21 protein-coding genes are annotated in these 24,518 nt (G+C 41.4%); 12 read left to right on the forward strand and 9 right to left on the reverse strand.

From position 1 onward, the window contains the following. Positions 1-34: 34 nt before the first annotated feature. A complete protein-coding gene (locus tag ACFG4S_RS26755) occupies positions 35-1,426 on the forward strand; it encodes a malic enzyme-like NAD(P)-binding protein (RefSeq protein WP_392531960.1) in 1,392 nt (463 codons plus the stop codon). 134 nt (positions 1,427-1,560) lie between these two features. Here ACFG4S_RS26755 and ACFG4S_RS26760 read toward each other — a convergent pair whose 3' ends face one another. Then, entirely contained in the window at positions 1,561-1,767 is a 207-nt protein-coding gene (locus tag ACFG4S_RS26760; RefSeq protein WP_392531961.1) for a hypothetical protein, read from the reverse strand. 133 nt (positions 1,768-1,900) lie between these two features. Here ACFG4S_RS26760 and ACFG4S_RS26765 point away from each other — a divergent pair, with 133 nt between their 5' ends. Beyond that, positions 1,901-4,201: a PhoD-like phosphatase gene (locus tag ACFG4S_RS26765; RefSeq protein ID WP_392531962.1), complete on the forward strand. Its 2,301-nt coding sequence runs from the start codon at positions 1,901-1,903 to the stop codon at positions 4,199-4,201. Between the two features lie 226 nt (positions 4,202-4,427). On the opposite strand, the gene ACFG4S_RS26770 is transcribed toward ACFG4S_RS26765, so the two are convergent. The 4 genes from ACFG4S_RS26770 to ACFG4S_RS26785 all read right to left on the reverse strand — a co-directional run bounded on the left by ACFG4S_RS26770 (position 4,428) and on the right by ACFG4S_RS26785 (position 7,206). Next, the gene (locus ACFG4S_RS26770) at positions 4,428-4,868 is read right to left on the reverse strand and encodes a hypothetical protein (RefSeq protein WP_392531963.1); all 441 of its coding nucleotides are present in this window, start codon (positions 4,866-4,868) and stop codon (positions 4,428-4,430) included. 69 nt (positions 4,869-4,937) lie between these two features. Continuing rightward, a complete protein-coding gene (locus ACFG4S_RS26775) occupies positions 4,938-5,630 on the reverse strand; it encodes a hypothetical protein (protein WP_392536090.1) in 693 nt (230 codons plus the stop codon). A gap of 183 nt (positions 5,631-5,813) precedes the next feature. Next, positions 5,814-6,539 carry a Uma2 family endonuclease gene (locus ACFG4S_RS26780; protein ID WP_392531964.1) on the reverse strand — a complete coding sequence of 242 codons (726 nt, stop codon included), beginning with the start codon at positions 6,537-6,539 and terminating at the stop codon, positions 5,814-5,816. Between the two features lie 22 nt (positions 6,540-6,561). Beyond that, positions 6,562-7,206 carry a restriction endonuclease subunit R gene (locus tag ACFG4S_RS26785; RefSeq protein WP_392531965.1) on the reverse strand — a complete coding sequence of 215 codons (645 nt, stop codon included), beginning with the start codon at positions 7,204-7,206 and terminating at the stop codon, positions 6,562-6,564. Positions 7,207-7,432: 226 nt separating this feature from the next. Between ACFG4S_RS26785 and acs the strand changes: the two genes are divergently transcribed. The 3 genes from acs to ACFG4S_RS26800 all read left to right on the forward strand — a co-directional run bounded on the left by acs (position 7,433) and on the right by ACFG4S_RS26800 (position 12,072). Beyond that, a complete protein-coding gene (gene acs / locus ACFG4S_RS26790; protein ID WP_392531966.1) occupies positions 7,433-9,406 on the forward strand; it encodes an acetate--CoA ligase in 1,974 nt (657 codons plus the stop codon). A 196-nt stretch (positions 9,407-9,602) separates the two neighbouring features. After that, positions 9,603-10,283, forward strand: coding sequence for a tetratricopeptide repeat protein (locus tag ACFG4S_RS26795; protein WP_392531967.1), 681 nt, complete (start codon positions 9,603-9,605; stop codon positions 10,281-10,283). A 937-nt stretch (positions 10,284-11,220) separates the two neighbouring features. Continuing rightward, positions 11,221-12,072 (forward strand): SDR family NAD(P)-dependent oxidoreductase, encoded by an 852-nt coding sequence (locus ACFG4S_RS26800; RefSeq protein WP_392531968.1) that lies wholly within the window; start codon positions 11,221-11,223, stop codon positions 12,070-12,072. 129 nt (positions 12,073-12,201) lie between these two features. Here the strand turns inward: ACFG4S_RS26800 and ACFG4S_RS26805 are convergent, their stop codons facing one another. Further along, on the reverse strand, positions 12,202-12,729 hold the full coding sequence (locus tag ACFG4S_RS26805; RefSeq protein WP_392531969.1) for a hypothetical protein: 528 nt from the start codon (positions 12,727-12,729) through the stop codon (positions 12,202-12,204). A 77-nt stretch (positions 12,730-12,806) separates the two neighbouring features. Between ACFG4S_RS26805 and ACFG4S_RS26810 the strand changes: the two genes are divergently transcribed. From ACFG4S_RS26810 to ACFG4S_RS26820, 3 genes are all read left to right on the forward strand, one after another. Beyond that, entirely contained in the window at positions 12,807-14,303 is a 1,497-nt protein-coding gene (locus ACFG4S_RS26810; RefSeq protein WP_392531970.1) for a glycosyl hydrolase family 57, read from the forward strand. A 170-nt stretch (positions 14,304-14,473) separates the two neighbouring features. After that, positions 14,474-14,968: a hypothetical protein gene (locus tag ACFG4S_RS26815; RefSeq protein ID WP_392531971.1), complete on the forward strand. Its 495-nt coding sequence runs from the start codon at positions 14,474-14,476 to the stop codon at positions 14,966-14,968. Positions 14,969-15,202: 234 nt separating this feature from the next. Next, complete coding sequence (locus ACFG4S_RS26820; RefSeq protein WP_392531972.1) at positions 15,203-15,766, forward strand: exonuclease domain-containing protein; 564 nt, start codon at positions 15,203-15,205, stop codon at positions 15,764-15,766. A gap of 246 nt (positions 15,767-16,012) precedes the next feature. On the opposite strand, the gene ACFG4S_RS26825 is transcribed toward ACFG4S_RS26820, so the two are convergent. Then, positions 16,013-16,945, reverse strand: coding sequence for a serine hydrolase (locus ACFG4S_RS26825; protein WP_392531973.1), 933 nt, complete (start codon positions 16,943-16,945; stop codon positions 16,013-16,015). A 9-nt stretch (positions 16,946-16,954) separates the two neighbouring features. Here ACFG4S_RS26825 and ACFG4S_RS26830 point away from each other — a divergent pair, with 9 nt between their 5' ends. The 3 genes from ACFG4S_RS26830 to ACFG4S_RS26840 are packed head-to-tail and all read left to right on the forward strand — an operon-like array spanning position 16,955 to position 19,704. Continuing rightward, positions 16,955-17,638, forward strand: coding sequence for an NlpC/P60 family protein (locus ACFG4S_RS26830; RefSeq protein ID WP_392531974.1), 684 nt, complete (start codon positions 16,955-16,957; stop codon positions 17,636-17,638). Positions 17,639-17,652: 14 nt separating this feature from the next. Next, complete coding sequence (locus ACFG4S_RS26835) at positions 17,653-18,657, forward strand: glycosyltransferase family 2 protein (protein ID WP_392531975.1); 1,005 nt, start codon at positions 17,653-17,655, stop codon at positions 18,655-18,657. Positions 18,658-18,678: 21 nt separating this feature from the next. Further along, a complete protein-coding gene (locus tag ACFG4S_RS26840) occupies positions 18,679-19,704 on the forward strand; it encodes an ABC transporter permease (RefSeq protein ID WP_392531976.1) in 1,026 nt (341 codons plus the stop codon). 16 nt (positions 19,705-19,720) lie between these two features. Here ACFG4S_RS26840 and ACFG4S_RS26845 read toward each other — a convergent pair whose 3' ends face one another. Then, the gene (locus ACFG4S_RS26845) at positions 19,721-20,326 is read right to left on the reverse strand and encodes a hypothetical protein (protein ID WP_392531977.1); all 606 of its coding nucleotides are present in this window, start codon (positions 20,324-20,326) and stop codon (positions 19,721-19,723) included. A 946-nt stretch (positions 20,327-21,272) separates the two neighbouring features. Between ACFG4S_RS26845 and ACFG4S_RS26850 the strand changes: the two genes are divergently transcribed. Continuing rightward, entirely contained in the window at positions 21,273-21,863 is a 591-nt protein-coding gene (locus ACFG4S_RS26850) for a thioredoxin family protein (RefSeq protein ID WP_392531978.1), read from the forward strand. Between the two features lie 355 nt (positions 21,864-22,218). Here ACFG4S_RS26850 and ACFG4S_RS26855 read toward each other — a convergent pair whose 3' ends face one another. Then, complete coding sequence (locus ACFG4S_RS26855) at positions 22,219-24,438, reverse strand: Ig-like domain-containing protein (RefSeq protein ID WP_392531979.1); 2,220 nt, start codon at positions 24,436-24,438, stop codon at positions 22,219-22,221. Positions 24,439-24,518: the final 80 nt, after the last annotated feature.

A 24,518-nucleotide genomic window follows, 5' to 3' on the forward strand; every position in this document is an offset into this window, starting at 1 on the left:
ATATAAAATCTAAAACTTAAAATACAAAATCAACATGGCAGACCTAACTCCTAATTCTAGTTTTAGTTTGACACTGCGCTTGCAGATTCCCAATCGTATAGGGATGTTGGCGTCAATAACTCAGGCGATCGCCACAACTGGCGGTAATCTCGGTCAAATAGATTTAATCGAGCAAACCCGCAAAGAGTCTACCCGCGATCTGACGGTTGATGCTGCTAGTACCGAACACGCTGAGACGATTGTGCAAGCAGTCAAAGCATTACCAGACATCAAGTTACTCAGTGTTTACGATCGCACCTTCAATTTACATCGCGGTGGCAAAATCAGCATTACTAGCAGAATTCCCTTAAAAAGCGTCTCTGATTTAGCAATGGCGTATACACCGGGAGTTGGTCGGATTTGTACTGCGATCGCCCAAGATCCAGAAGAAGTTTACAAGTTAACCATTAAACAAAATACTGTTGCCATTGTTACAGATGGTAGTGCAGTTTTGGGTTTAGGAAATCTCGGACCAGCGGCTGCACTCCCAGTTATGGAAGGCAAAGCAATGTTATTCAAGGAATTTGCTGGGCTAGATGCTTTTCCCATCTGTCTGGACACCCAAGATACAGAAGAGATTATCCGAACAGTCAAGAATATCGCTCCCGTGTTTGGTGGCGTGAATTTAGAGGATATTGCTGCCCCACGCTGTTTTGAAATTGAACAGAGATTGCGAGAAGAGTTAGATATTCCCGTTTTTCATGATGACCAGCATGGGACCGCAATTGTTACCTTGGCAGCATTGTTGAATTCCCTAAAGCTAGTACATAAATCAATGGCGGAAATTCGCATCGTGATTAACGGTGCGGGGGCGGCGGGAATAGCGATCGCTCGCTTACTCAAGAAAGCCGGGGCAGAAAAGATCTGGATGTGTGACTCTAAAGGAATTATCTCTACCAGTCGCACCGATTTGACAGAAGAAAAACTCGAATTTGCTGTGAAAGCTCAGGGCACTTTAGCAGGTGCCATGCAAGGGGCAGATGTATTTATTGGAGTCAGCGCACCGGGAGTTTTGACACCAGAAATGGTGCAATCAATGGCAAAAGATCCAATTATTTTTGCAATGGCAAATCCAATTCCCGAGATTCAGCCAGAATTAATCAGCAAAGATGTAGCTGTCATCGCTACTGGTCGCAGTGATTACCCGAATCAAATCAATAATGTCCTGGCTTTTCCTGGGGTATTTCGTGGTGCTTTAGATTGTCGGGCAAGGACAATAACCACCACAATGTACCTAGAAGCCGCAAATGCGATCGCTTCTTTAGTCAAGCCTTCAGACTTAAATCGGGAACATATTATTCCGTCAGTTTTTGATGAGCGTGTGGTCACTGCTGTTGCTGCTGCTGTGCAACAAGCAGCACGTCAAGAAGGTATTGCTCGGAATTAGGTAGAAGGGACTGGGGACTAGGGATTGGGTGAAGAGCGGAAAAATTATGGAATTTGCTCTAACTCTTGCCAATTTTTAGAATAATTTCCTAGTATCCAGTACCCTAATTTGTAGTAAAAGAAACATTAGTGTGTTTATCGATAAAATAAGCGATCGCAGGTCGAGGCATTCACAATGCGAGTCGATGCATTCACAATGCGAGTCGATGCATTCACAATGCAGGTCGAGGCATTCACAATGCGAGTCGATGCATTCACAATGCGAGTTGATGCATTCACAATGCGAGTTGATGCATTCACAATGCGAGTTGATGCATTCACAATGCGAGTCGATGCATTCACAATGCAAGTCGATGCATTCACAATGCAGAGCTTAGATTACTTATAGTAGTTCTTAAATTATTAGGATTTTTGGCAATATTTTAGTCATAAACCAAGATAATCCAAAATATCATCATTTTGTCAACTGTTTGTAATGAAGTACCAAGCTGGAGATGAGTTTTTCCAAGAACTGCCGCTAATTTTGGCAGGGCCAATTCTCAAACATACTGAACCTGAATCAGTAACGGTATGGGTGGCACTCAAACAGTCTTGTCAGGTAGAACTTAAGGTTTATGACACAACAAATGATGGTGGATTACTGGAAAATTGCTTATTGTCAGGGGAACGCTCTACTGTTGCTTTGGGTAAGTATCTTCATGCAGTTGCCATAACGGCTCGGTCTAAAATTGGACATCACCTCACAGCAGGTCATATCTATGCATACGATCTGCTATTTACTATTGCTGACCAGTCCGTGCAAACGCTGCAACAAGCATTATGCTCCAACTCCTTTCCTACAGTTAGCATTAGCTACTTCGATCATCAAAAACCAACCTTTACCCTACCGCCCACTCGTCTCCAAGATTTACAAATTGTCCATGCTTCTTGTCGTAAACCTCATGGTTCTGGGTTTGATACATTACCGATTCTTGACTGTTTAATTGAGGCATCAGCAAATCAACCACAACAACGTCCTCACCAGTTATTCCTCACCGGAGATCAAATTTATGGCGACGATGTAGCAGATCCCTCGCTATGGGTTGCCACTACTCTTGGGGATGCCCTGCTGGGTTGGGAAGAACAACTTCCTGTGGGTGGAGCGTACTGCACTCCCAAGGAACTGCCCCCTGGAGAGCGGGCTGAAGTTGCGACAAAGGAAGCAGGTTTAACCGCAGGATTACATAATAAATCTGAGAAAGTTGCTAGTCATCTTCTGAGTTTGGGGGAGTATTACGCTACTTATTTATTAACCTGGTCGCCAGTGTGCTGGCCGGCCGCCTTTCCTCAAGGACACGAAGTAACACGCGATCGCCATGCGATCGAACACTGGAACCAAGCAGTGCGGGATTTGCGACAATTCATTTATACCCTTGGGAAAGTGCGTCGCGCCCTCGCTAATATTCCCGTCTACACCATCTTTGATGACCATGATGTTAGCGATGATTGGAATTTGAACCAAGCTTGGTGTTTGCGGGTGCTGGGGCGTCCCTTAGGGCGACGAGTAGTCCAAAATGCATTGTTAGCTTATACAGTATTTCAAGCGTGGGGCAATACACCTGGGCAATTTACAAAAGGTCAAACTGGCGAAAAACTGCTGATGGCGGCAGAAACTTGGTCAGCTTCCCAAGGAACGGACACAAAGGCTGATGAAGCGATCGCTCGTTATGTTGGGATGCCACCCAACGATCTCCACACAGGCTTACCCGTCTTAGTTGAAGACGGTTCGGTGTTCATTCTGGCTCGACATCCAGAAGCACTTACTTGGAACTACATAGTCCAGAGCAATTGTCATGAAGTGATTGTCTTAGATACACGTACATGGCGAGGCTACCCAATCGAGCAAAAAGCAATCGCCCCACCGATGCTGCTATCTCCAAAAGCCTTTGAGCAACAACTAGTTTTGCCTTTACAAAAAATAGCTGAAGAAACTGAGATTCCAGCTACATTTGTAATTGCACCCACTAATGTATTTGGCTCGCAAGTGATTGACTGGGTTCACCATTGGAATTTAAAACAAGAGAAAGTTTTTGCCACAGATGTTGGTGATGCTTGGAACATCAATGTTGAAGCACTGGCAAAATTCCTCAACACTTTATTTGGGCAACGTCAACAAGTGATTATTTTGTCTGGGGATATTCACTACAGTTTTGCGGCTCGCCTGTCTTATGAACGTACCGATTCTCAATTGCAATCTGTTTTAGTACAGTTAACTTCTAGTGCTTTGAAAAATGAAGAAATGCTGACGCGGCTGATTCATACACGATTGAAAGATTGGTTATTAGCAGAAAAAATCCGATATTGGATGGGGTGGATGAATCCAGCCAATATGGTAGAAATTTCTGGGAAAAAATTACACCATAATCGGCGATCGCCAAATTCCCCAGACTGGTATTGTGCGCTGGAATGGATTCCTCGACAAAGCGCTCAGACTTATCGCTACACAGCAGATTTAGCATCATTTATCGCTCCTTGGCAACGACGAGAAAAGACCAAAAGACGAAGTTTACAACCCCTAATGTTTTGGAAATCTCGCTGGTTTCAAGAAGGGCGAGAAGTAATTGGATTAAATAACTTAGGTTTAGTTCGGTTTGAGTTGCCAAATGGGAGTAGTTCTTGCCAAATTATTCAAGATTCCTACTGGTTTTCTTCTTGGTATCCAACCCAAATTGTTTACAGTCGTTTTGAGAGTCAGTTAATGCCTAATCAGTCATTGTTAGGGAATTTTAGATTTTAGATTTGGGATTTGTAAGTCCCTTAGAACTTACGCTATAACTTTCTCAAACTCTTAATTCTTTGTATCCTTTGCGTCCTTCTCCCTTGGCGTTAGCCCCTCCCTTTGGAAGAACTACGGTGTACACACAGAGAGAGATGCAGTGTTGCAAGCGATCGCCTATATGCTACCCAATCGCAACCGAAAATAAGACTTCAAAATTTACTTTACAACTACGCCAATAAAAATTTTACAAAATCTCTACTAACTTTATCAGCAGAATATTTGCTAAATCCAATAAGGTAACATCATCTGTATCAATACTATTCTCTTCACCAGCTAACAAGTTTATTACAGCCGATAACCTGTTACTTGTTTCAGAAATTCTCCAAGATTCATCTAAATTTACGGCAAAGTCAAAAAGCGATCGCTCTCCCAAATACTCCCTCACCTTTACAGCCACATTATCATGACTTACCAAAAATTCTTTGATGGTATCTAATTGAGAATTACCTAATATTTCATCATGTCCCCAAGTTTCTAACCAGTCTCCATCTACATCTTCAACATAAAAATTGACAAAATTAACCCCGTAAGTTAACCAGTTCTGCTGCATTTGTCGAGCCGTTGCTAATGCTTCAGTAAAATTATCTACATTGTTGCAGCGGTGAGTTTCTCGTTGGTGAGCCATAAAAGCTGTAATTAGCAGGTAAGTATGTAGGCTAGAATACAAATTTTGTACATCAAAATCCGGAGATGATCAGGAAAATTTTAAATATTTCCCACCAGAAAGGTAATCGCTGTTATACAGCGCTACGTTAACTAATTGGTTAACAAAGTTAGCGTTTTTGGGGTTGTAACTTAAGAACAGCCCTCTCTCGATTTGCCAGGATCGCAGTGTATTTTGCCAAGCTTGGTACTTTTGCTGATTAAGTTGTTCACTCACACTGGTAATTTGAATGCAGAGTGGTTGGTGGTTACGATTACAAACAATTAAATCTGTTGCCATTGAAAGGTCGGCAATATAACGCTGCCAAAAACTACCTTCTCGCTGGACAATATCTTGGGCTATATCTCTAATGATATCATCATCAACCTGATTAAATTCACCCGCCATTAATTTTTGCTTCCAAATATAAAATTTGGAGTCGTTTGCATTAATCCATCTAGGGAAAAGGTAACGATACCAATATCTCTCAATCGGTGTCATTTGATCGAACTTTGCTTTTTGTTCTGCTTCGGAAGGTGATGATTTGATTATCAGCCAAATTGTAGAATCCGTAATCACTTCTAGGAGAAAAGCAAGTACAAAAGGTTTTGCCGTCAGTGAACCCGGCTTGATATTTTTTACCCAACGATTGATTTCATCTAATCTTCTCGCTAAATTAGGATCTATCGAGGAAGCTTGCTCGATGAGGGATTGTAATTTATCCTTAATCTCTTTTGCTTGCAAACGACGCCCTACTTTCAAAAACTAACGCTTTTCTAACAGTTACTTAGTTACCTATTGTCAGTTTTGTCGCTTGGGTATAAGTTCCCTGTAATACGCTTTAGCTGACTGTTCGCTGTTTACTGTTTCAACAAATTTATATCTAATTTTAACTGTAAAGTGTCTCTTGTGATTTTATTGATGTTATCAAATGTTCTCAGGATCAATGCCTTGTGTACGTAAAAGTTCACGCAGTCGGGCAATTTCTTGTTCTGCTTCTTGGGCACGTTCTTCTGCTTGTTCGGCACGTAAACTTTCCTGTTGGGCTAGCTCTTCAGATGATGGTATCAATTGATTTTCAGCCGTGAAGAATCTTAATTTACCTTCATAAACTCCCAAATAAAGTTCTAACTGCTGACTCCACAAACGTCCATCAGTGGTGGTTGGAATTTCTTGATACTTACCATCAACTAAATGAAATCCCTGAAGTTCCATTGTTACAGGATCAAACCAAAAATAATCGGGTGTACGGAAGGTATCCTGATAAACTTGTTTTTTTAAACCTTTATCAACTGCTGCGGTTGAACTTGACAAAATTTCCACAATCAGGTTTGGATATTTGCCGTCTTCTTGCCAAACTACCCAACTCTTACGGTCTTTTTTTTCGGTTCCCAAAACGACAAAAAAGTCTGGGCCGCGAAACTTTTCTGATTTTTTCTGGTTAGGACTGTAGTAAATTGTCAAATTCCCAGAAGCATAAAAATCTTGTTTTTCTCGCCACCACAATTTGAGTAGGCGAATCAGCAAATCAATTTGATCTCGGTGTAGGTCACTTTCCAAGGGTGGTTCGTCACTAAGTATATCGCCCGGAGGAAAAATAATTTCCTCTGAAATATCATCAGAAATGATTTCTAAAGTAGCAGGTTCAGACATGAGCGATCGCTCCGCAATTTATTTACTGAAAATTTGGTAACTTGCAGATGGCTTTGAAAACTTGCAATAACTCTGTTGCACCGGGAGATTCATTCAGATTTAATAATGGCATTGACTGATAAATTGGCTGTTCGTCACGTTTTAAATAAACAAATTGATAACGCAGTCCGTTAGTTACCAGTCCCCAAACTGATGGTTGTTGATCTAAACTCTTAAAAGCATAAGTGAGTAATTGAGGTAAACCCTCACCTACTTCAACCGCACTATTTTTCGTTTCCATCACTAGAACCCAAAATGGCGGCGCAATATTACTTTGAGGACTGTTGATTGCTAAAATATCCATCCGTCCGGTAATTCTTCTGTCTTCATCTTCAACTGCGATCGCAATACTATCTTCCATTGTCAACCGAATCGGTACATCGTAAAATCCTGCTAACCGCATTAATGGCGCAATTGTTAAAAATTTAACCAAACCCTCAGAAATTTTACCTGCACTTAAGTAACGATCGAAGTCGTTTCTGATTCGCAATAAATCCTGCTGTTCAAAGTCAGAGAGTGTTTCTAAACTTAAGAAGTCTGTGAATGAAGCATTTGAAAGCTTTTCCAGTTTTAAGAAGCGATGAACATCATTGAGAGATAGGCTGCTAACTTCGACGGTGAGAGTCATAGTTTTAGGCTTTGCTTGTCAAGACTACTTACAATATTGCAACATTCCCGGTAGATAGGTTGCAAAACGTCTTTACATTTCTCGATCGCTTGCTTTTGCTAGATGAAAATGAATGTAAACTAAATAACTCGGCAATTTCTACCCAGCTTAACGAAAATCTAAAAGTTCTACAGCATAACTGGGCTAAGAATAGTTTTTAGTAACAATACCGTTTGCAAATGTAACTATGTCTCAACCAACCATAGAATCCATCCTTCAAGAGAATCGCCTCTTTCATCCTGCCTCGGAATTCTCACAAAACGCCCATATCAAAAGTCTAGAAGACTATCAGCGCCTTTATGACAAAGCCAAAGCCGATCCGCAGCAATTTTGGGCAGATTTGGCCACAACAGAATTATCATGGTTCCAAAAATGGGATACAGTATTAGAGTGGCAACCACCTTTTGCGAAGTGGTTTGTTGGCGGTAAAATCAATATTTCTTACAACTGTCTTGACAGACATCTCACTACTTGGCGTAAAAATAAAGCAGCATTGATTTGGGAAGGAGAACCAGGTGATTCCCGTACCCTCACTTATGCCCAACTGCATCGGGAAGTTTGTCAGTTCGCCAATGTTTTAAAGCAACTGGGTGTACAAAAAGGCGATCGCGTTGGGATTTATATGCCGATGATTCCGGAAGCTGCGATCGCTATGTTAGCTTGTGCGAGAATTGGCGCACCCCACAGTGTCGTATTTGGTGGTTTTAGTGCCGAAGCTTTGCGCGATCGCTTAATTGATGTTCAAGCCAAACTGGTAATCACAGCTGATGGTGGTTGGCGCAAAGATGCGATCGTTCCTCTGAAGGTACAGGTAGACAAAGCCTTAGCTGATGGTGCTGTTCCTAGCGTCGAAAATGTCCTGGTTGTCAAGCGCACCGGACAAGAAACTAATATGCAGTTGGGGGGACGCGATCATTGGTGGCATGATTTGCAAAAAGGAGTATCAGCAGATTGTCCCGCCGAACCGATGGACAGTGAAGATATGCTGTTTGTCCTCTACACTTCCGGCAGCACAGGCAAACCGAAGGGCGTAGTGCATACAACTGCTGGTTATAATTTGTATACCCACATGACCACCAAGTGGATATTTGACCTCCAAGACACGGATGTATATTGGTGTACCGCAGATGTAGGTTGGATTACAGGGCACAGCTACATTGTTTATGGTCCGCTTTCCAACGGTGCAACAACGATTATGTATGAAGGTGCGCCCCGTGCTTCTAATCCTGGCTGTTTCTGGGATGTTATAGAAAAATACGGCGTTAATATTTTTTATACTGCACCTACGGCAATTCGGGCATTTATTAAGATGGGCGAACAACATCCTAATGCGCGAAACTTGTCTTCGTTGCGTTTGTTGGGAACCGTCGGCGAACCAATTAACCCCGAAGCTTGGATGTGGTATCACAAAGTAATTGGTGGGGAGCGTTGTCCGATTGTGGATACTTGGTGGCAAACAGAAACCGGCGGTATCATGATTACACCGCTACCAGGGGCAATTCCCACCAAACCCGGTTCCGCAACTCTTCCCTTCCCAGGAATTATTGCAGATGTCGTAGATTTGGAAGGAAATACTGTACCAAATAAGGAAGGCGGTTATTTGGCGGTGCGACATCCTTGGCCAGGAATGATGCGGACAGTCTACGGCGATCCAGAACGCTTCCGCCGCACCTACTGGGAACACATCCCACCCAAAGATGGTAACTATACTTATTTTGCTGGTGATGGTGCGAGGCAAGATGAAGATGGCTACTTCTGGGTAATGGGTCGTGTGGATGACGTATTGAATGTATCAGGACACCGACTCGGTACAATGGAAGTAGAATCAGCTTTAGTTTCTCACCCAGCGGTTGCAGAAGCCGCTGTAGTTGGTAAGCCCGATGAACTCAAAGGTGAAGAAGTAGTTGCTTTTGTGACTTTAGAAGGCAGTTATCAGGGAAGTGAGGAACTTAGTAAAGAGCTGAAACAGCACGTTGTCAAAGAAATAGGTGCGATCGCTCGTCCCGGAGAAATTCGCTTTACCGACGCTTTGCCGAAAACGCGATCGGGTAAAATTATGCGGCGCTTATTGCGAAATCTAGCTGCGGGACAAGAAGTATCTGGTGATACTTCAACCTTAGAAGATAGAAGCGTGTTGGATAAGTTGCGAGAAGGCGCGTAGCAATTTTAGATTAATACTGGTGCAATACTTGTCGGGTTTTGGGGAAAAGGGGAAAGAAAAAACCTTTAACCTTTACCCCAAACCCAATGCCGAGTTAAAAATGCTTAACCGAGTAGTATTGAATATTGGTGCGTTACCGTGTAACGCACCAGCGTTTTATCATAAATATTAGAAGATTATTGAGGCATTCAGGGTGATGAAACTGAACAGCAAACTGAAATTAGGATTTGTTCAATCTATTAGCTGTATGATAATGAGTATTATCACTCCAATTAGTCTATCTCCGTCAGTGTTAGCAGTTTCTGGAAAAGTTTCTTTACATACGCCTGAACAGGATACAGAAAGACAACGGCAAAAAATAGCCCAATTTTCCGAGACTGATCCACCAGAGCGATCGCAGCTTTTGCAACAAGCCAATGCTTTACTTAATCAGGGAGACTTGACAGGTGCAGAAGGAAATTTACGCAAATTCATTAAAAAATTTCCCGAAGATGCCTTCGGACACTTTCAACTCGGGAACGTGCTTTTTGGGCAAAAGAAACCAGACGAAGCAATTAAGGCCTATCGAGAAGCCATTCGCCTACAATCAAAATATGCTCTAGCTTACAATGCTATCGGTGTTGTTTATGCTAGTGAAAATCGCTGGCAAGAAGCCATTACTGAATATCAAAAAGCTTTAGACATTAATCCTAATTATGCCGAGGCATTAACTAACTTTGCCCTAGCAATGTGGCAAACAAATAAACCAGATGAAGCAGTGTCTTCTTTAGAAAAAGCTTTAAATATTTTCCAACAACAGAATAGAAATGAAAAAGTTAATCAAGTTAAACGAATCTTAGAAGAGATAAAAAAATCAGACGATCCTAGTGTTTCCTAAAAATCATATTATTCAGTATAAAATTCCGAATAGTTGCTTTTAGGATGCTTTGCCAAAAATGCGATCCGTTAATGATGATGATGTGGCACTTCCTGTATAATTTGGTTTTTGTGGAAATCATAATTTTATTTCTTTCGGAAAAAATACGAGATAATACGGAGGTAGATACAGCAGTTTGCAAGTAATGAGTTACAGAGTGGTGGATTTCAAATTCATATATAATATAGCTTAAAAGGTTCTTTCTCAGTATACTGAGGAAAATTTAAGTAGATTTTCTATACCATGTAACTTAATATAGAATATAGTTATTGCAATCATAAGAAAAATAATATAACAATCTTGAATAATCAGTGAAAAATAGATACCCGACTTCTTTGATAAGTCGGGTATCTTCGGTTTGAAATTCTTACAAATCAAATAGATTGCTATAGTATGTCTTTTTTATTTCTAAGCTGTGGCTTAGTTATAACAATTTCTGAGAACAGGATTAATTGTCAGAGAATTGAGATATTTGTACCTAGGTATTCATAAAAACTTATTTAATAAAATTTTTTCTATATATATACTTGTGTTAACAACTATTAAGAAATTCTTATTAAAAAATATTGCGGCAAGTTGATTTAATTGCTAACGTGTGTATGTCAACGGTGCTGATAAACGCTCGGATCGAGGAGAAGTAAAATCTATGAACTATATCGATTCAGCCAAGTGTGTTAGGTATTAACAAGTAAAAAACGAGAAATTTCTACCTCGTATAGACAATTACGAAGGATTGTAGAAAAACTTAAGAAATACATCGTTACTAAGGGCTTAATTTTGGTTTGATATCAATTGCGATGGACTACTCATCTTACCCAATGCCGACAAGCGACTAGCTGTGAATGTGTCTGTTGGCAACAAAGAGTTTGGTAAGACTTAGATTTTGGAGATAAAACAAATGGAGATTCAAGGTAAAGTAGCCCTGATTACAGGGGCTTCTCGTGGCATTGGTAAGGCGATCGCTCTGGAACTAGCGCAACAAGGGATCAAGCGCCTGATATTGGTAGCACGCGATCGCCAAAAGCTAGTGGAGGTAGCGAACGAAATCGAGGCGATGGGTGTGGAAACTGCAATCTTTGCCTTAGATTTGACTCAGGTCATCGAGGTGAATGTCACCATTGCCCAAGTTTGGCGCAACTATGGTCCAATTCATCTGCTGGTCAATTGTGCCGGAGTCGCATACCAAAGCTCATTTTTGCAATCTAAAATGCCCCAAGTTCAAGAAGAACTCTCTGTGAACTTATTCGGAATGTACAACCTCACAAGTCTCATGGCTCGACGTATGGCCAGCCAAAGACAAGGGACAATTATCAATGTGTCGAGCTTAATGGGGAAAATTGCTGCTCCGACGATGGCGACTTACTCCGCAACCAAATTTGCCATCTTAGGATTTACCCAAGCTTTACGCCGGGAACTAGCCCAACACAATATCCGAGTCATTGCATTACTACCTTCCCTGACAGACACAGACATGGTGCGTGACATGAAATTATTTCGCTGGGTGATCCCCATGACTCCCCAGCAAGTAGCTCAAGCTCTCGTCGTTGGAATGCAAAATGATTCACCAGAAATTTTAGTCGGATGGCAAAGTCATTTAGCTGTGTGGTGTCAACGCCTCGCGCCTTGGTTACTAGAACTGATTTTACAAATAGCAACTCCACCAGCACCAAGAAGAGAACAGCGTCAACCAACACTGGGTTTTTTAAGGAAAATCCATCGTTTTAGCGATTTGCTTTGGTCAAGAACATAATTTCTAGCGCGTCTAGGCGTCAGACCTAACTTTTTTCAAGCACTCTACCGCGGTCAACTGCCTTTTGCTAAAAGGTAAAAACGGGAATATCCGACGAAATAAAACAGATTGACCGCAATTAGCAATCCTTTACTCCACTGGGATCGCATAGAAGGAAACAGATAAATTGTTGCCCCTAGAACCAAGAGAATTTCTACCAAAGCCGCGATCGCCTACGGCGGGCGGGTACGCCATCGCGCCATAATGATTTTTGTCCCAGTAAGAAATCGGGCTGATGAAACGGTAATTACTAAAAGGAAAAAAATGTCTGCGGGCGTCGTTGTTGTGGACTGGTAAATCTAAAAGCGAGTGTAGCACCATACTGAGCAACCCAATTTCAATCAACTGCCAACTCAAGACATGGGCAATCAATATCCCCATCAACGCCAGGGGAATCGAATGAAACGTACTAATAATAGCTTGCCAAAAAGGTTGATAATAAACTTCTGACCAAATCTGGCGTGTCGGCAGATGGTAAACAAACTTCATTAAAAAGTAGAACACAAAAATGGGAATATCTGGTAAGACTGCGCCGATGACAATTGCTGGACTTGCTTGAGTTCGCAATTGTTGATTAAAAATCAGCAAGTTGAGAATGGCGTGACTTGGGGTATTCATTGGATATACGCTATGTCAAGTATTATTAAATACAAACGCAATTTTTCTAGATATAACTCATATTGGAGCAACCAAAAATGCTTTCCTTCCCTACTACTCTTAGTAATTTACCCGAAATCATTGATGGCTTGCCGAATATTTCTGGTTGGGAAACAGAGGTTCTCTCTGTAGTTAACCATGATGCACCAGTATTTTTACCAACAACCAATATTAAATTAGAAGACGTAAAAGCTGTATTTGCGATCGCCTTACATATGCACCAGCCCACAATCCCTGCTGGAAATGGTGGTACACTCATCAGTAATCTGCAACATATGTTTGAACATCCCAACGAGGGGGATAACCATAATGCAGCACCTTTTGCTAATTGTTACAGCCGTATGGGAGACTTGATCCCCGAACTTGTAAGTCAAGGTTGCAATCCCCGCGTAATGTTGGATTACTCAGGTAATCTTTTATGGGGACTCAGGCAAATGGGACGCGATGATGTTCTGGATAACTTGAAACGCATCACTTGCGATCCAACCTATCAGCCTTATGTAGAATGGCTGGGTACAATGTGGAGTCATGCAGTTATTCCTTCCACTCCCATAGCAGATATAAAATTACATATCGTTGCATGGCAACATCACTTTGCGGCAATTTTTGGCTGGCAAGCATTAGCGCGAGTCAAAGGATTTTCACCTCCAGAAATGCACCTCCCAAATCATCCTGATGCTCTCTTTGAATTTGTCAAAGCGCTGAAAGAATGTGGATATCGTTGGCTACTTGTTCAAGAACATTCTGTAGAAACAATTAGCGGTGAATCTCTCACTTACAAACATTTACCACATCGTCTGATTGCTCGTAATTCTCAAGGTGAAACAATTAGTATTACAGCATTAATTAAAACTCAAGGTTCTGATACTAAATTAGTTGCTCAAATGCAGCCTTATTATGAAGCAAAAACCTTATCCAAACAACAAATTGGCAGTGTATTTGTCCCACCAATAGTTAGTCAAATTGGAGATGGTGAAAATGGCGGTGTCATGATGAATGAATTTCCTAGTGCTTTTAAACAAGCTTGGGGAGATATGGTAAATAACGGTGGAGGAAAATCAGGCGTTGTTGGTATCTGTGGCACAGAATATTTAGAATTAATCGAAGCTGCTGGATGCAAACCTGAAGACTATCCATCTTGTCAACCAGTTGGACAACATCAGATTTGGGAAAGAATTTCACCCGATAATTCCCACTCTGATGCTGTAGAGAATGCCATTCAAGAATTAAAGCAAATTAACTCTAATTTTCACATGGATGGAGCTTCCTGGACAAATCATATAAGTTGGGTAAAAGGATATGAAAATGTGTTGTCTCCTATGTATCAATTAAGCAGTCTATTTCATCAGAAAGTTGATCCCTTACAACAAGCTGACTCAGCAGAACCTATCACTAGAACATCTCAATACCGTAATGTTCTCTTACATAATCTTTTGCTGCAAACTAGTTGTTTTCGTTATTGGGGACAAGGTGCTTGGACTGAATATGCAGGCGACATTTATCAACGTGGTGAAAGCTTGCTGCAAAATAAATAGATTTTAAGTAAGAATTCAGCACCTAGAAGTCAGGAGTCAGAATTTATAATAAATTTAGAACAATTAGTATATTTAAAGAATAAATATACTAATTATTCTTTAACTATTCTGACTCATTCTGACTACTGAATTCTCACTTCTGAATTCTTCTTTAATAACCCTTCATCCAAATGAAGCATTTTGAAAATAAATTTTCAATTATCCTGAACGAAACTTTAGATCCTCAATTAATAGCAGAACGCCTAGAATCTCTTAAGGCTGGAACAGTTGGAGGTTTTTCCCTATTTTTTACCTTCGTGATTACCAATCTTTTAAATACTTTAGTACTGGCAAAGTATTTTCACACTCTCACAATTCTGCAAAGTGATATTAATTGGCACTTGTGGATGAGTGCTACAGTTGCAAGTTTTATGGGTTTCCTATTTGGTGTCACTTACCGCTATATCATTCGCTCAGATAAAAATCCTCAGCTAAAAACTGGCGGTGTATTGGCTTTTGGCTTGGTGCGGGGATTAACTCAGATAGAACTTGGGTGGAATTCTGATAGCACAATTTGGCCTTTTGTGGTTATGGCTTTGGAAAGTGTGCTGTGGTTTGGAATAGCAGCGATCGCTCTTAATATCACTATTCAGCTCAGCTGGGTTAAACCTTTTTCATCAATTTAAATTCCCTATCCCTACAGTGGTTGTAGTTCAAATAAATGAAAACAACTATGAGGATTGTAGTTTTGTAGTATTTATATTACAATAGTAATTGTATAAGGGACTTCCAAGAAATAAATTACCCAATATTGTGGGGTGGGCAACATGAGCGCCCACCCCACAAGAAGTAGTTGAGTATTTTTTATTTGTCAGTCCCTAAGCTTAAATACTACGTATAAATACTTGCCAATATTTAATATGAAAACTAAAAGATCCCACTATTATTTGATCGTCGATCTGGAGGCTACATGCTGTGACAGTGGGACAATTCCCCGTCACCAAATGGAAATCATTGAAATCGGTGCGGTGATGCTGAATCGAGCAACCTGGGAAATTGATTCAGAGTTTCAGCAATTCATCCAACCAGTGATACATCCGCGACTTACAGTTTTTTGCACCGAATTGACAACTATTCGGCAGCAAGATGTTGATGAAGCACCAAAATTTTTAGAGGCAATTTCTGGTTTCAAAGAATGGATTTCTTCATTTCCAAATCATATTTTTTGTTCTTGGGGCAATTACGACAAAAAGCAATTTATTCAAGATTGCGCGTTTCATAATTTTCCTTATCCTTTTAGTTCAGAACATATAAATATCAAACAGGAATTTTCCGAATATCTGAGCGTATCTAAAAAATTTGGTATGGCTGAGGCTCTCAATAAGCTAAGAATAGAATTGAAAGGGACACACCATCGTGGAATTGATGATGCCCGCAATATCGCATCTATTTACAGAGAGATTAAAACAAAAAAATTAAGCTGAATAATTGGAAGTTTATAACACAATACAGTTCAGATAATACCAAAGCACTTGTAGAGACGGCGATAAATCGCGTCTCTCTAACGTGTCAGTCTTTTAGACGCGATAAATCGCGTCTCTACATGATGGCTTTCTGGCTTATCCCAAGGGTATTGGGATAAAACTGCTGACTTGTGTGTACACCGTAGGTCCTTAGGAGAAGGACGCGAAGACAGAGAAGGAAGAAATGCTTAACTGAATTGTATTGGGTTAAAGACTACTAATCGCTTCTGAAACTAGCTTCGAGACAAACGGCAAAATCTCGCGGTTCTTAGCTTGGGCTTTGCCTTCAGTAAATACTACTAAAAGGTAGGGGCGCTGGTTTGGTAACTCAATGTATGCTACATCATGGCGAACTTGACTTGTCCAACCTGCTTTTGACCAAATTTGAGCATCTTTAGCCAGTCCACCACCTAAAAAGCCTGTTACCTGATTTTCTTCTCCGTCAGTGGACAAATTGTCAAGATTACGTTTGAGCAAAGCCATCATCGCTTGCGATCGCCCACTTGAAACTGCGACTCCACCAACAATACTATGCACTAATCTGGCGATCGCATTTGTGGTCAACATATTCCGATTTTCCAGTAACTCTCCTACAAACGCCCGTTCTCGTCCATAAGGGCCATCACCCCAAGTTTTTTGACAGACGTTAATTGTCTGCATTTCTTCCCATCCGAGAGATTGGTAATAGCGGTTAATAATATTACGTTGATATTTCCAGGTTTCAAACGGCGCTGATGGTAGTTCTGGACCCGAAGTCGTGCCACTAAGAATATCAACAATTAAACTAGTAGCATCATTACTAGAGTCTACAATCATATCTCGCAAGGCTCGCTCTAATTCCTTAGAGGTTTGACTCATGCCTTTTTCTAGCCATTCGTTGACCGCCACTAGATAAAATAACTTGACTACACTCGCAGGGTAAATCCGCTCAACACCGCGATAAGAAAAACCACGGACTGGATGATTCCAAAAAGCGTTAGGAGTCAAAGCACCACCAGTATTTACCAGTACAGGTGGATCGTAAACAACCCAAGTCAAGGCAATTTGATTGCGGGCTAAGGTAGGAAATGCTGCCCAAGTTGCATCTAAAATGCCATTACCAAGATTTTCGAGTTGTTCGTCTTTATTAAAAAAAATCATTCTTGAATAATGTCCCTTAATCTAAAATCAGCAGAGTATCAGTGTCTAGCAGACCTTAATTTATACGATTCTCCTCAATGCACACGCTTAGCAACTCAAGCCGCATCTGGACGACATTTATGGCTAACATCAAATTATCAGGATTCGGCAGTTGAGGTGTATTTGCGTGAAGATGACTATCCTGGGTGGGTATCCTTTTCAGATTTGAGTTTATTACAATCTGCTACTGTACTTTATCAAGCTGTAACATTTTCTGAATCTGAAATTAAAAAACTGCTAACACAAGTTATCACCTTTACCCAAAAAGCGATGCAACAATCAAATTATTACCTTTGGGGTGGTACCCTAGCACCAAATTACGATTGTTCTGGGTTGATGCAAGCGGCGTTTGCTTCGGTGGGTATTTGGTTACCTAGAGATGCTTATCAACAAGAAGGATTCACCCAACCAATTACCATTGCAGAATTAGCAGCCGGGGATCTGGTATTTTTTGGAACCAACCAAAAAGCAACCCATGTCGGGCTTTATTTGGCGGATGGTTATTATATCCATAGTTCTGGGAAGGAACAGGGACGCAATGGGATTGGCATTGATATTCTCTCGGAACAGGGAGATGCTGTTAGTCAGTCGTACTATCAGCAGGTGCGAGGTGCTGGTAGAGTTATCAAGAGTTACAAACCACAGAGACGCTGAGGACGCTGAGGGATATGAGGGGTGGGTTGGTTTATGACGGGTTAAATGGGGCGATTTCCGCAATTGTCCCGGATGTTTCGGTGGTGCTACCGATACATAACGAGGTGGAAAGTTTGCCGCTTTTATTAGAGGCGATCGCCTCTACTTTATCTTCTAGTCAGATAAACTATGAAATCATTTGTGTAGACGATGGTTCTACAGATGGTTCTGGGGAATATCTCAAGCAAGAAGCGCAAACACGTTCTGATTTAAAGGCGGTGATTTTGCGTCGCAACTACGGTCAAACTGCGGCCATGGCTGCTGGATTTTATTATGCACTGGGGAAAGCGATCGTCACTTTAGATGCCGATCTCCAAAACGATCCCGCTGATATCCCGATGTTATTGGCAAAGCTGGATGAGGGTTACGATTTGGTGAGTGGTTGGCGACAAAAACGCCAAGATGGTGCCTTAAATCGCTTACTTCCTTCCAAAATTGCCAACTGGCTAATTCGCCGCACCACTAGCGTGAATATTCATGACTATGGTTGTTCGCTGAAAGCCTATCGTGCAGAACTACTGGCAGATATGAACCTCTACGGGGAACTACATCGGTTTTTACCTGCTTTGGCGTACATCGAAGGAGCTAGAATTACCGAAATGCCTGTGCGTCATCACGCCCGGCGCTTTGGTCAGAGTAAGTATGGCATTTGGCGAACTTTTCGGGTGTTGATGGATTTGTTAACCATTTTGTTCATGAAAAGATTCCTTACCCGCCCGATGCATGTTTTTGGGCTGTTGGGATTGATTTCAATAGTTTCGGGAACAGCGATCGGAATTTATTTAACTTTCATCAAATTAGCTTTCGGTGAGATGATTGGCAATCGCCCTTTGCTGATTTTAGCAGTTCTGTTGCTAGTAACTGGAGTACAGTTGTTTTGCTTCGGTCTTTTAGCAGAATTGCTCATGCGTACATATCATGAATCCCAAGGACGGCCTATTTATCGCGTGCGAGAGGTGGTAGCAAAAAATGACAAATAACAAATAACAAATAACTAAAATATGTCTCGCTCTAAAGCTTTACAATATTACATTGTTTCTCGGTTGCTGCTTGCGCCACTTCAGCTATTAACTATCATCACTATTGTCTTTCTCTTACTAAGAGCAACACCAGGAGATCCAGCAGATGCAATTCTTGGTGGACGGGCGCCAGAAGCAGCTAAAGAGGAATTACGAAAACAACTCGGTTTAAATCTGCCTTTGTGGCTACAGTACGTCAACTACTTGGGAAATCTGTTGCGCTTTGATTTGGGAACCTCTTTGTTAAGTCGGGGCGAGAATGTTTGGAACATAATTGCCCAATATTTCCCGGCGACAGTGGAGTTAGCAGTATGTAGTATGACAGTTGCACTTATTGTCGGAATTTTAGTTGGGACTCTTTCGGCTTCTCGTCCTGGGACATATTTCGATATCGGTGGGCGCTTGTTTGGAATCATTACCTACGCACTTCCCATGTTTTGGGCGGGAATGCTTTTGCAATTGATTTTCTCAGTCCAACTGGGTTGGTTTCCCAATTCCAACCGCTTTCCGCCTAATCTTCCCGCCCCCACATCTATCACAGGATTGTATACAATTGATAGCCTACTGGGTGGAAACTTTAGCCAGTTTTTCACATCTTTGCATCATCTTGCCCTACCGAGTTTGACTTTGGGAATTTTGCTCAGTGGGATTTTTGAGCGAATTGTGCGAGTGAATTTAAAGCAAACCTTGCAAGCCGATTATGTAGAAGCCGCTAGAGCCAGAGGTATTGGAGAAAATAAGATTTTAGTCTCCCATGCTTTAAAAAATGCCTTAATTCCCGTTATTACAGTCTTGGGATTAACTTTTGCATCTTTGTTAGGTGGGGCGATTTTGACAGAGGTAACATTTTCTTGGCCTGGGTTAGCTAATCGACTGTATCAAGCCATTAGCGATCGCGATTATCCCACAGTCCAGGGAGTGTTGGTATTTTTTGGAGCGATCGTTGTGAGTGCCAGCATCTTAATTGATATTTTAAATGCTTATGTAGACCCACGAATTCGGTATTAAGCTGTTTGAAATTTTGTTAATTTTCTTGAGAAATACCACTGGCTAAAATACCAAGAATTTTATTCACATCTTTGAGATAATATTCGCTTAAATCAATGGTCAATGTTTGTTCTTCTAATTTGAGAAATTGCCAAATACTGCCCGTTGTGACTGCTCCGTAAATTGTTTTAATCTCAGTTGCAGCTTGCTCATTAAAAATTTGGGCTGCTACCATTTCTGCTGCACACTGACCCAAACCGCCATTAATATTTTCTTTTTTAGCTTCTACAACTGTAATTACTGGTGCTGTCAAAATGAGAATTTCTGGAGATTTAGTAATAATAAAATCGCAAGTACCATTTAATCCTTTGCTATTATCTACAGTGAAATCTACACCTGAAAACAAACTAATTTGTTCTCGTAATTTTCGGCGTAAATCAACTAATATCGGAGCAATGATTAACTCAGAACGAGCTTTTTCACTATTACTAGCTAAAGCAATCTCCAGATTATAATTGAGTGTTTCTGTCAGTAAATTACTCGCTGATAATTCCGGAACAGCAGCAAAAATATCGCGTTTTTCTAATGTGTTTAAACTAAACTCTTGTTTTGCTTTAGCTAAACTAAACTCGCTGTAAGCCATAAAAATATTACTCCCTTTTGCTTTGAAACAGAAGATTGAAATTACTGTCCAACATCCAAGTCAAAGTCAAAACTACTCTCAATATATTTGATAATGGGTATGCTAAATCGGTGCTTTCCTGGTTCAAGCTTCCAAGTTTTTTGGAAGTTACCAATATTATGGCAACCAGCATTAATTGCGAAGGTACTAGGAGTGAAAAGACCATTTTTATAACTTTCAGCTCCATTTTAAATAGATACCCTTTTACTTCTACTTTATTGACTGAAGCTAAGGAATCTTTAAAGATATTTAAAACAAACCATATTGATTCCCCATTAATACCTTTAGTAATTTATCTTCATAACTATTCTTAATATTGAGTAAGTTATACGTCCTTGATTTAGTTTTCTCCTCAATTGCTGTCCTTGTTAAGTTCTATCAATTAATTGACCCAATAATTCGCCATTGAAAATGCGTTAGCGCCGCGTTAACGAGTCCGCTTACTCCTCCAAAGAAGCAAGCTAGGCGAAGCGTCTCGTAGATAACGTCATTGCGAATTGGAAATTACGAATTGGAAATGATTACTTCTACTACCAATTTAACAGAGTTACCTAGTACAGCACGACGGAAATAAACCACCCATTCCTAATCAACGAAACCCTTACGCTGCATACATTTTAAATTTTGTTAGCCCAGCGTAAAGCAAGACCTGCGCTAACGGCATAGCTTTGCTTAGAGCGAGTCCACGTACTCTTACAGACAAGCAAGCTACGCTTTTAGCGTCTCCTAGAGAGCGTCATTTTCAATTTTGAATTCAGTCCGTACTAGTGTAATCACTGACTCAGTTTTTCATAATGATTCATTTGCTAAAACCATGTGATGGAGTAATGATTCTAATAGTGAAGAGAACGGTTCGACTCAGTTAAACTAAAGAAGATACTACTTAATAAGTTTTAATAATTCTGTTATGAATATGGGTTTACCAGGTAATTCTCCTGAAAAGTCTGAATCCACGTTAGGGAAGCGTTTGAGAAACTTCTTAATTGCAATGGTAGCGATCGCCCTGAGCGTCTCCCTGTTCTTGGGATTGAGAACGGAAACAACCTCGGCAACTCTAGCCAAGTTAAGTGATAGCTCCACACCGTTAGAAGTAGCCCTCAGCAATGGCAAACCATCTCTAGTGGAATTTTATGCTGATTGGTGTGCCGTCTGCCAAAAAATGGCACCAGATATTGCCCAACTAGAAACACAATATGCTGACAAGCTGAATTTTGTCATGCTGAATGTGGATAATACCAAATGGCTACCAGAGATGTTGAAATATCGAGTGGATGGGATTCCTCATTTTATGTTTTTGAAACCAGGTGGAGAAACCATCGCTCAAGCGATCGGCGATCAACCCCGCACAATTATGGCTAGCAATTTAGAAGCTTTGGTTACTGGTTCCTCTGTCCCCTATGCTCAAGCTAGCGGACAAGTTTCCAAATTCTCAGCCCCAGTAGCACCAACCGCTAGTCAAGATGACCCCCGCAGTCATGGCAGCCAAGTGGTAAATTAGCAAAAACAACCGATCTCAAAACAAAGTTCACCGAATGAATTCAATATTTGTCGGGTTTTGGGAACAAGGGGAATAGACTTCTTGAAGAAGTCGGGAAAAGGGGAAGGTGGGGTTCCCCTTTAACCTTTTCCCCAAACCCACCTCTTGCAAAAAGCACTTTTGCAAGAGGTCTAATGAGAAAGGCGAAAGAAAAAAGCTTTAACCTTTTTCCCAAACCAAATTCCACTTCACATCACCATTTCTGAGAGGATGTTTTAAAAGTATTTTTGGTAACATCAAAACTTCGGAAACCTAACCCATTTTCTTCCCTATAAAGGAATAATAGGGTTAGGTTTTTGATTACTAAATCGATATTCTAGACAATAGTGAAATTAGCAGCAGTCAACGTCGTAGTATTAATCCCAGTTAGCGTTGCCAAAATTTCATCAGTTGCAGCGACGATGATTTTGTGACCAGAGAAACTCAATTGATCAAAGCTCAAACCACCAGATAATCCAATTAAGTCAGTGCCCTTGGAGAAGTCAGTAATAGTATCAATCCCTTGAGTTGCAGCCAAGACAAATTTATCTTTGCCATTGCCACCAGTGAGGGTATCGTTACCAAAGCCACCAGACAATCTGTCATCACCATTTCCACCGCAGAGAATATCTTTGCCATTACCGCCATCAAGGGTATCATTCCCATTGCCACCATAGAGAGTATCCTTCCCATTGCCGCCATAGAGGGTATCGTTACCATTGCCACCATAGAGAGTATCCTTCCCATTGCCGCCATTGATGAGATCGTTACCAGCAGTGCCAGTTATATAGTCGTTACCCTTGCCACCAGAAAGACGAGCGCCTACTTGCACAGTCACTTTTGCAGTACTAGTCAGTTGACCATCAGTGATGGTGTAGTTAAAGCTAGCTGCACCACTAAACCCTTTAATTGGGGTAAATAGGATGAAGTCATCTGCTGTGTTATTGGGAGTACCGTTATTTTTGACTACCGCACTGCCATTCTTTGCACCACTAACACCAGTAATACTGAGGCTGTTGCCATCGATGTCGCGATCGTTAGCCAGCAGGGTATTTACTTGAATAGAAAAGGCAGTATTTTTCGCAGATGTAACAGTATCGTTGATGGCAACAGGTGCGTTATTAACTTGTTGTTTTGGAGTACCAAACACTACGTAACTCTGTCCAGCACCAGAGGAAGCGCCGGGTGCGCCAACAATCAAGTCATCGACACCATCGCCGTTGAGATCTCCAGCAGCACTGACTGAAATACTTGAGATATCAGTATTATTAATGCCGTTGATGACAAAGCCTTGGCTAGGATTAAGGTTGGAGAGGTCAAGGCTGGCATTAAAGCCGCTATGACGACCAAATACTACATAACTCTGTCCAGCACCGGATAAGGCAAAAGGTGCGCCAATAATCAGATCGGCAATGCCGTCTTTGTTGACATCCCCAGCAGCACTGACTGAGTAACCTGAGGCATCATTAGGATTAATCCCCTTGATAGCAAAGCCATTGCTACCGTTTAGGCTAGACAGGTTGAGGTTCGCACTAAAACCTCTACTACTACCAAACACTACATAACTTTCTCCTGCACCCGATAAGGCATTGTATGCACCAATAATTACGTCGTTGATGCCATCATCGTTAACATCTCCAGCATTACTAACTGAAGCGCCGGAGAAATCAGTATCATTACCACTGATGGTAAAGCCGTTGCTACCATCAAGGCTAGAGAGTTCGAAACTGCTATCAAAACCCTTGGTACTGCCAAACACTACATAGCTCTTTCCTGTACCTGGTGCGCCAATAATTAGGTCGCCGATTTTGTCGCCGTTAACGTCTCCAGCACTACTGACTGAACTGCCTGAGGAGTCAATGCCATTACCATTGATAGCAAACCCATTGCTGCCGTCTAGGTTAGAGAGGTCAAAGTTTGCACTAAAGCTTTTGGTGCTGCCAAACACTACGTAGCTCTGCCCTGCACCAGAAGCGGCATTGCGTGCGCCAATAATCAGGTCGTCGATGTTGTCGCCGTTAACATCCCCAGCATTACTAACTGAGTTACCTGATGAGTCTGAGAAACCATCGGAGTTAACGCCATTAATGCCATTAATGGCAAAGCCGTTGCTACCGTCTAGGTTAGAGAGGTCGAAGTTGCCACTAAAGCCCTTGGTGCTGCCAAACACTACGTAGCTCTGCCCTGCACCCAAGGAAGCACCAGGGGCGCCAATAATTAGGTCGTCGATGTTGTCACCGTTGATATCCCCAGCATTACTGACTGAGACGCCTGAGAAGTTATTCCCACTGCCGTTGATGGCAAAGCCGTTGCTACCATTCAGAGACGAGAGATTGAGGTTGTTACTAAACCCCTTGGTGCTACCAAACACTACGTAGCTTTGTCCTGCACCCAAGGCTGCACCAGGTGCGCCAATAATGAGGTCGTCGATACCATCGCCATTGATGTCCCCAGCATTACTGACTGATGTCCCATTGGAGTCATTGGCATTAATGCCGTTGATGGCAAAGCCGTTGCTGCCATTGAGGGACGAGAGGTTGAATAATTGATCGGCCATGATTTTTTTGTATGTTTGTTGTTAGCAATGGAGTAGATATAAAATTTTTAAACAAATAACATTAGCATTAGTTAAAAGTT

This window comes from Nostoc sp. C117, assembly GCF_043099735.1.
In the GTDB taxonomy this organism is placed as follows: Bacteria; Cyanobacteriota; Cyanobacteriia; order Cyanobacteriales; family Nostocaceae; genus Nostoc.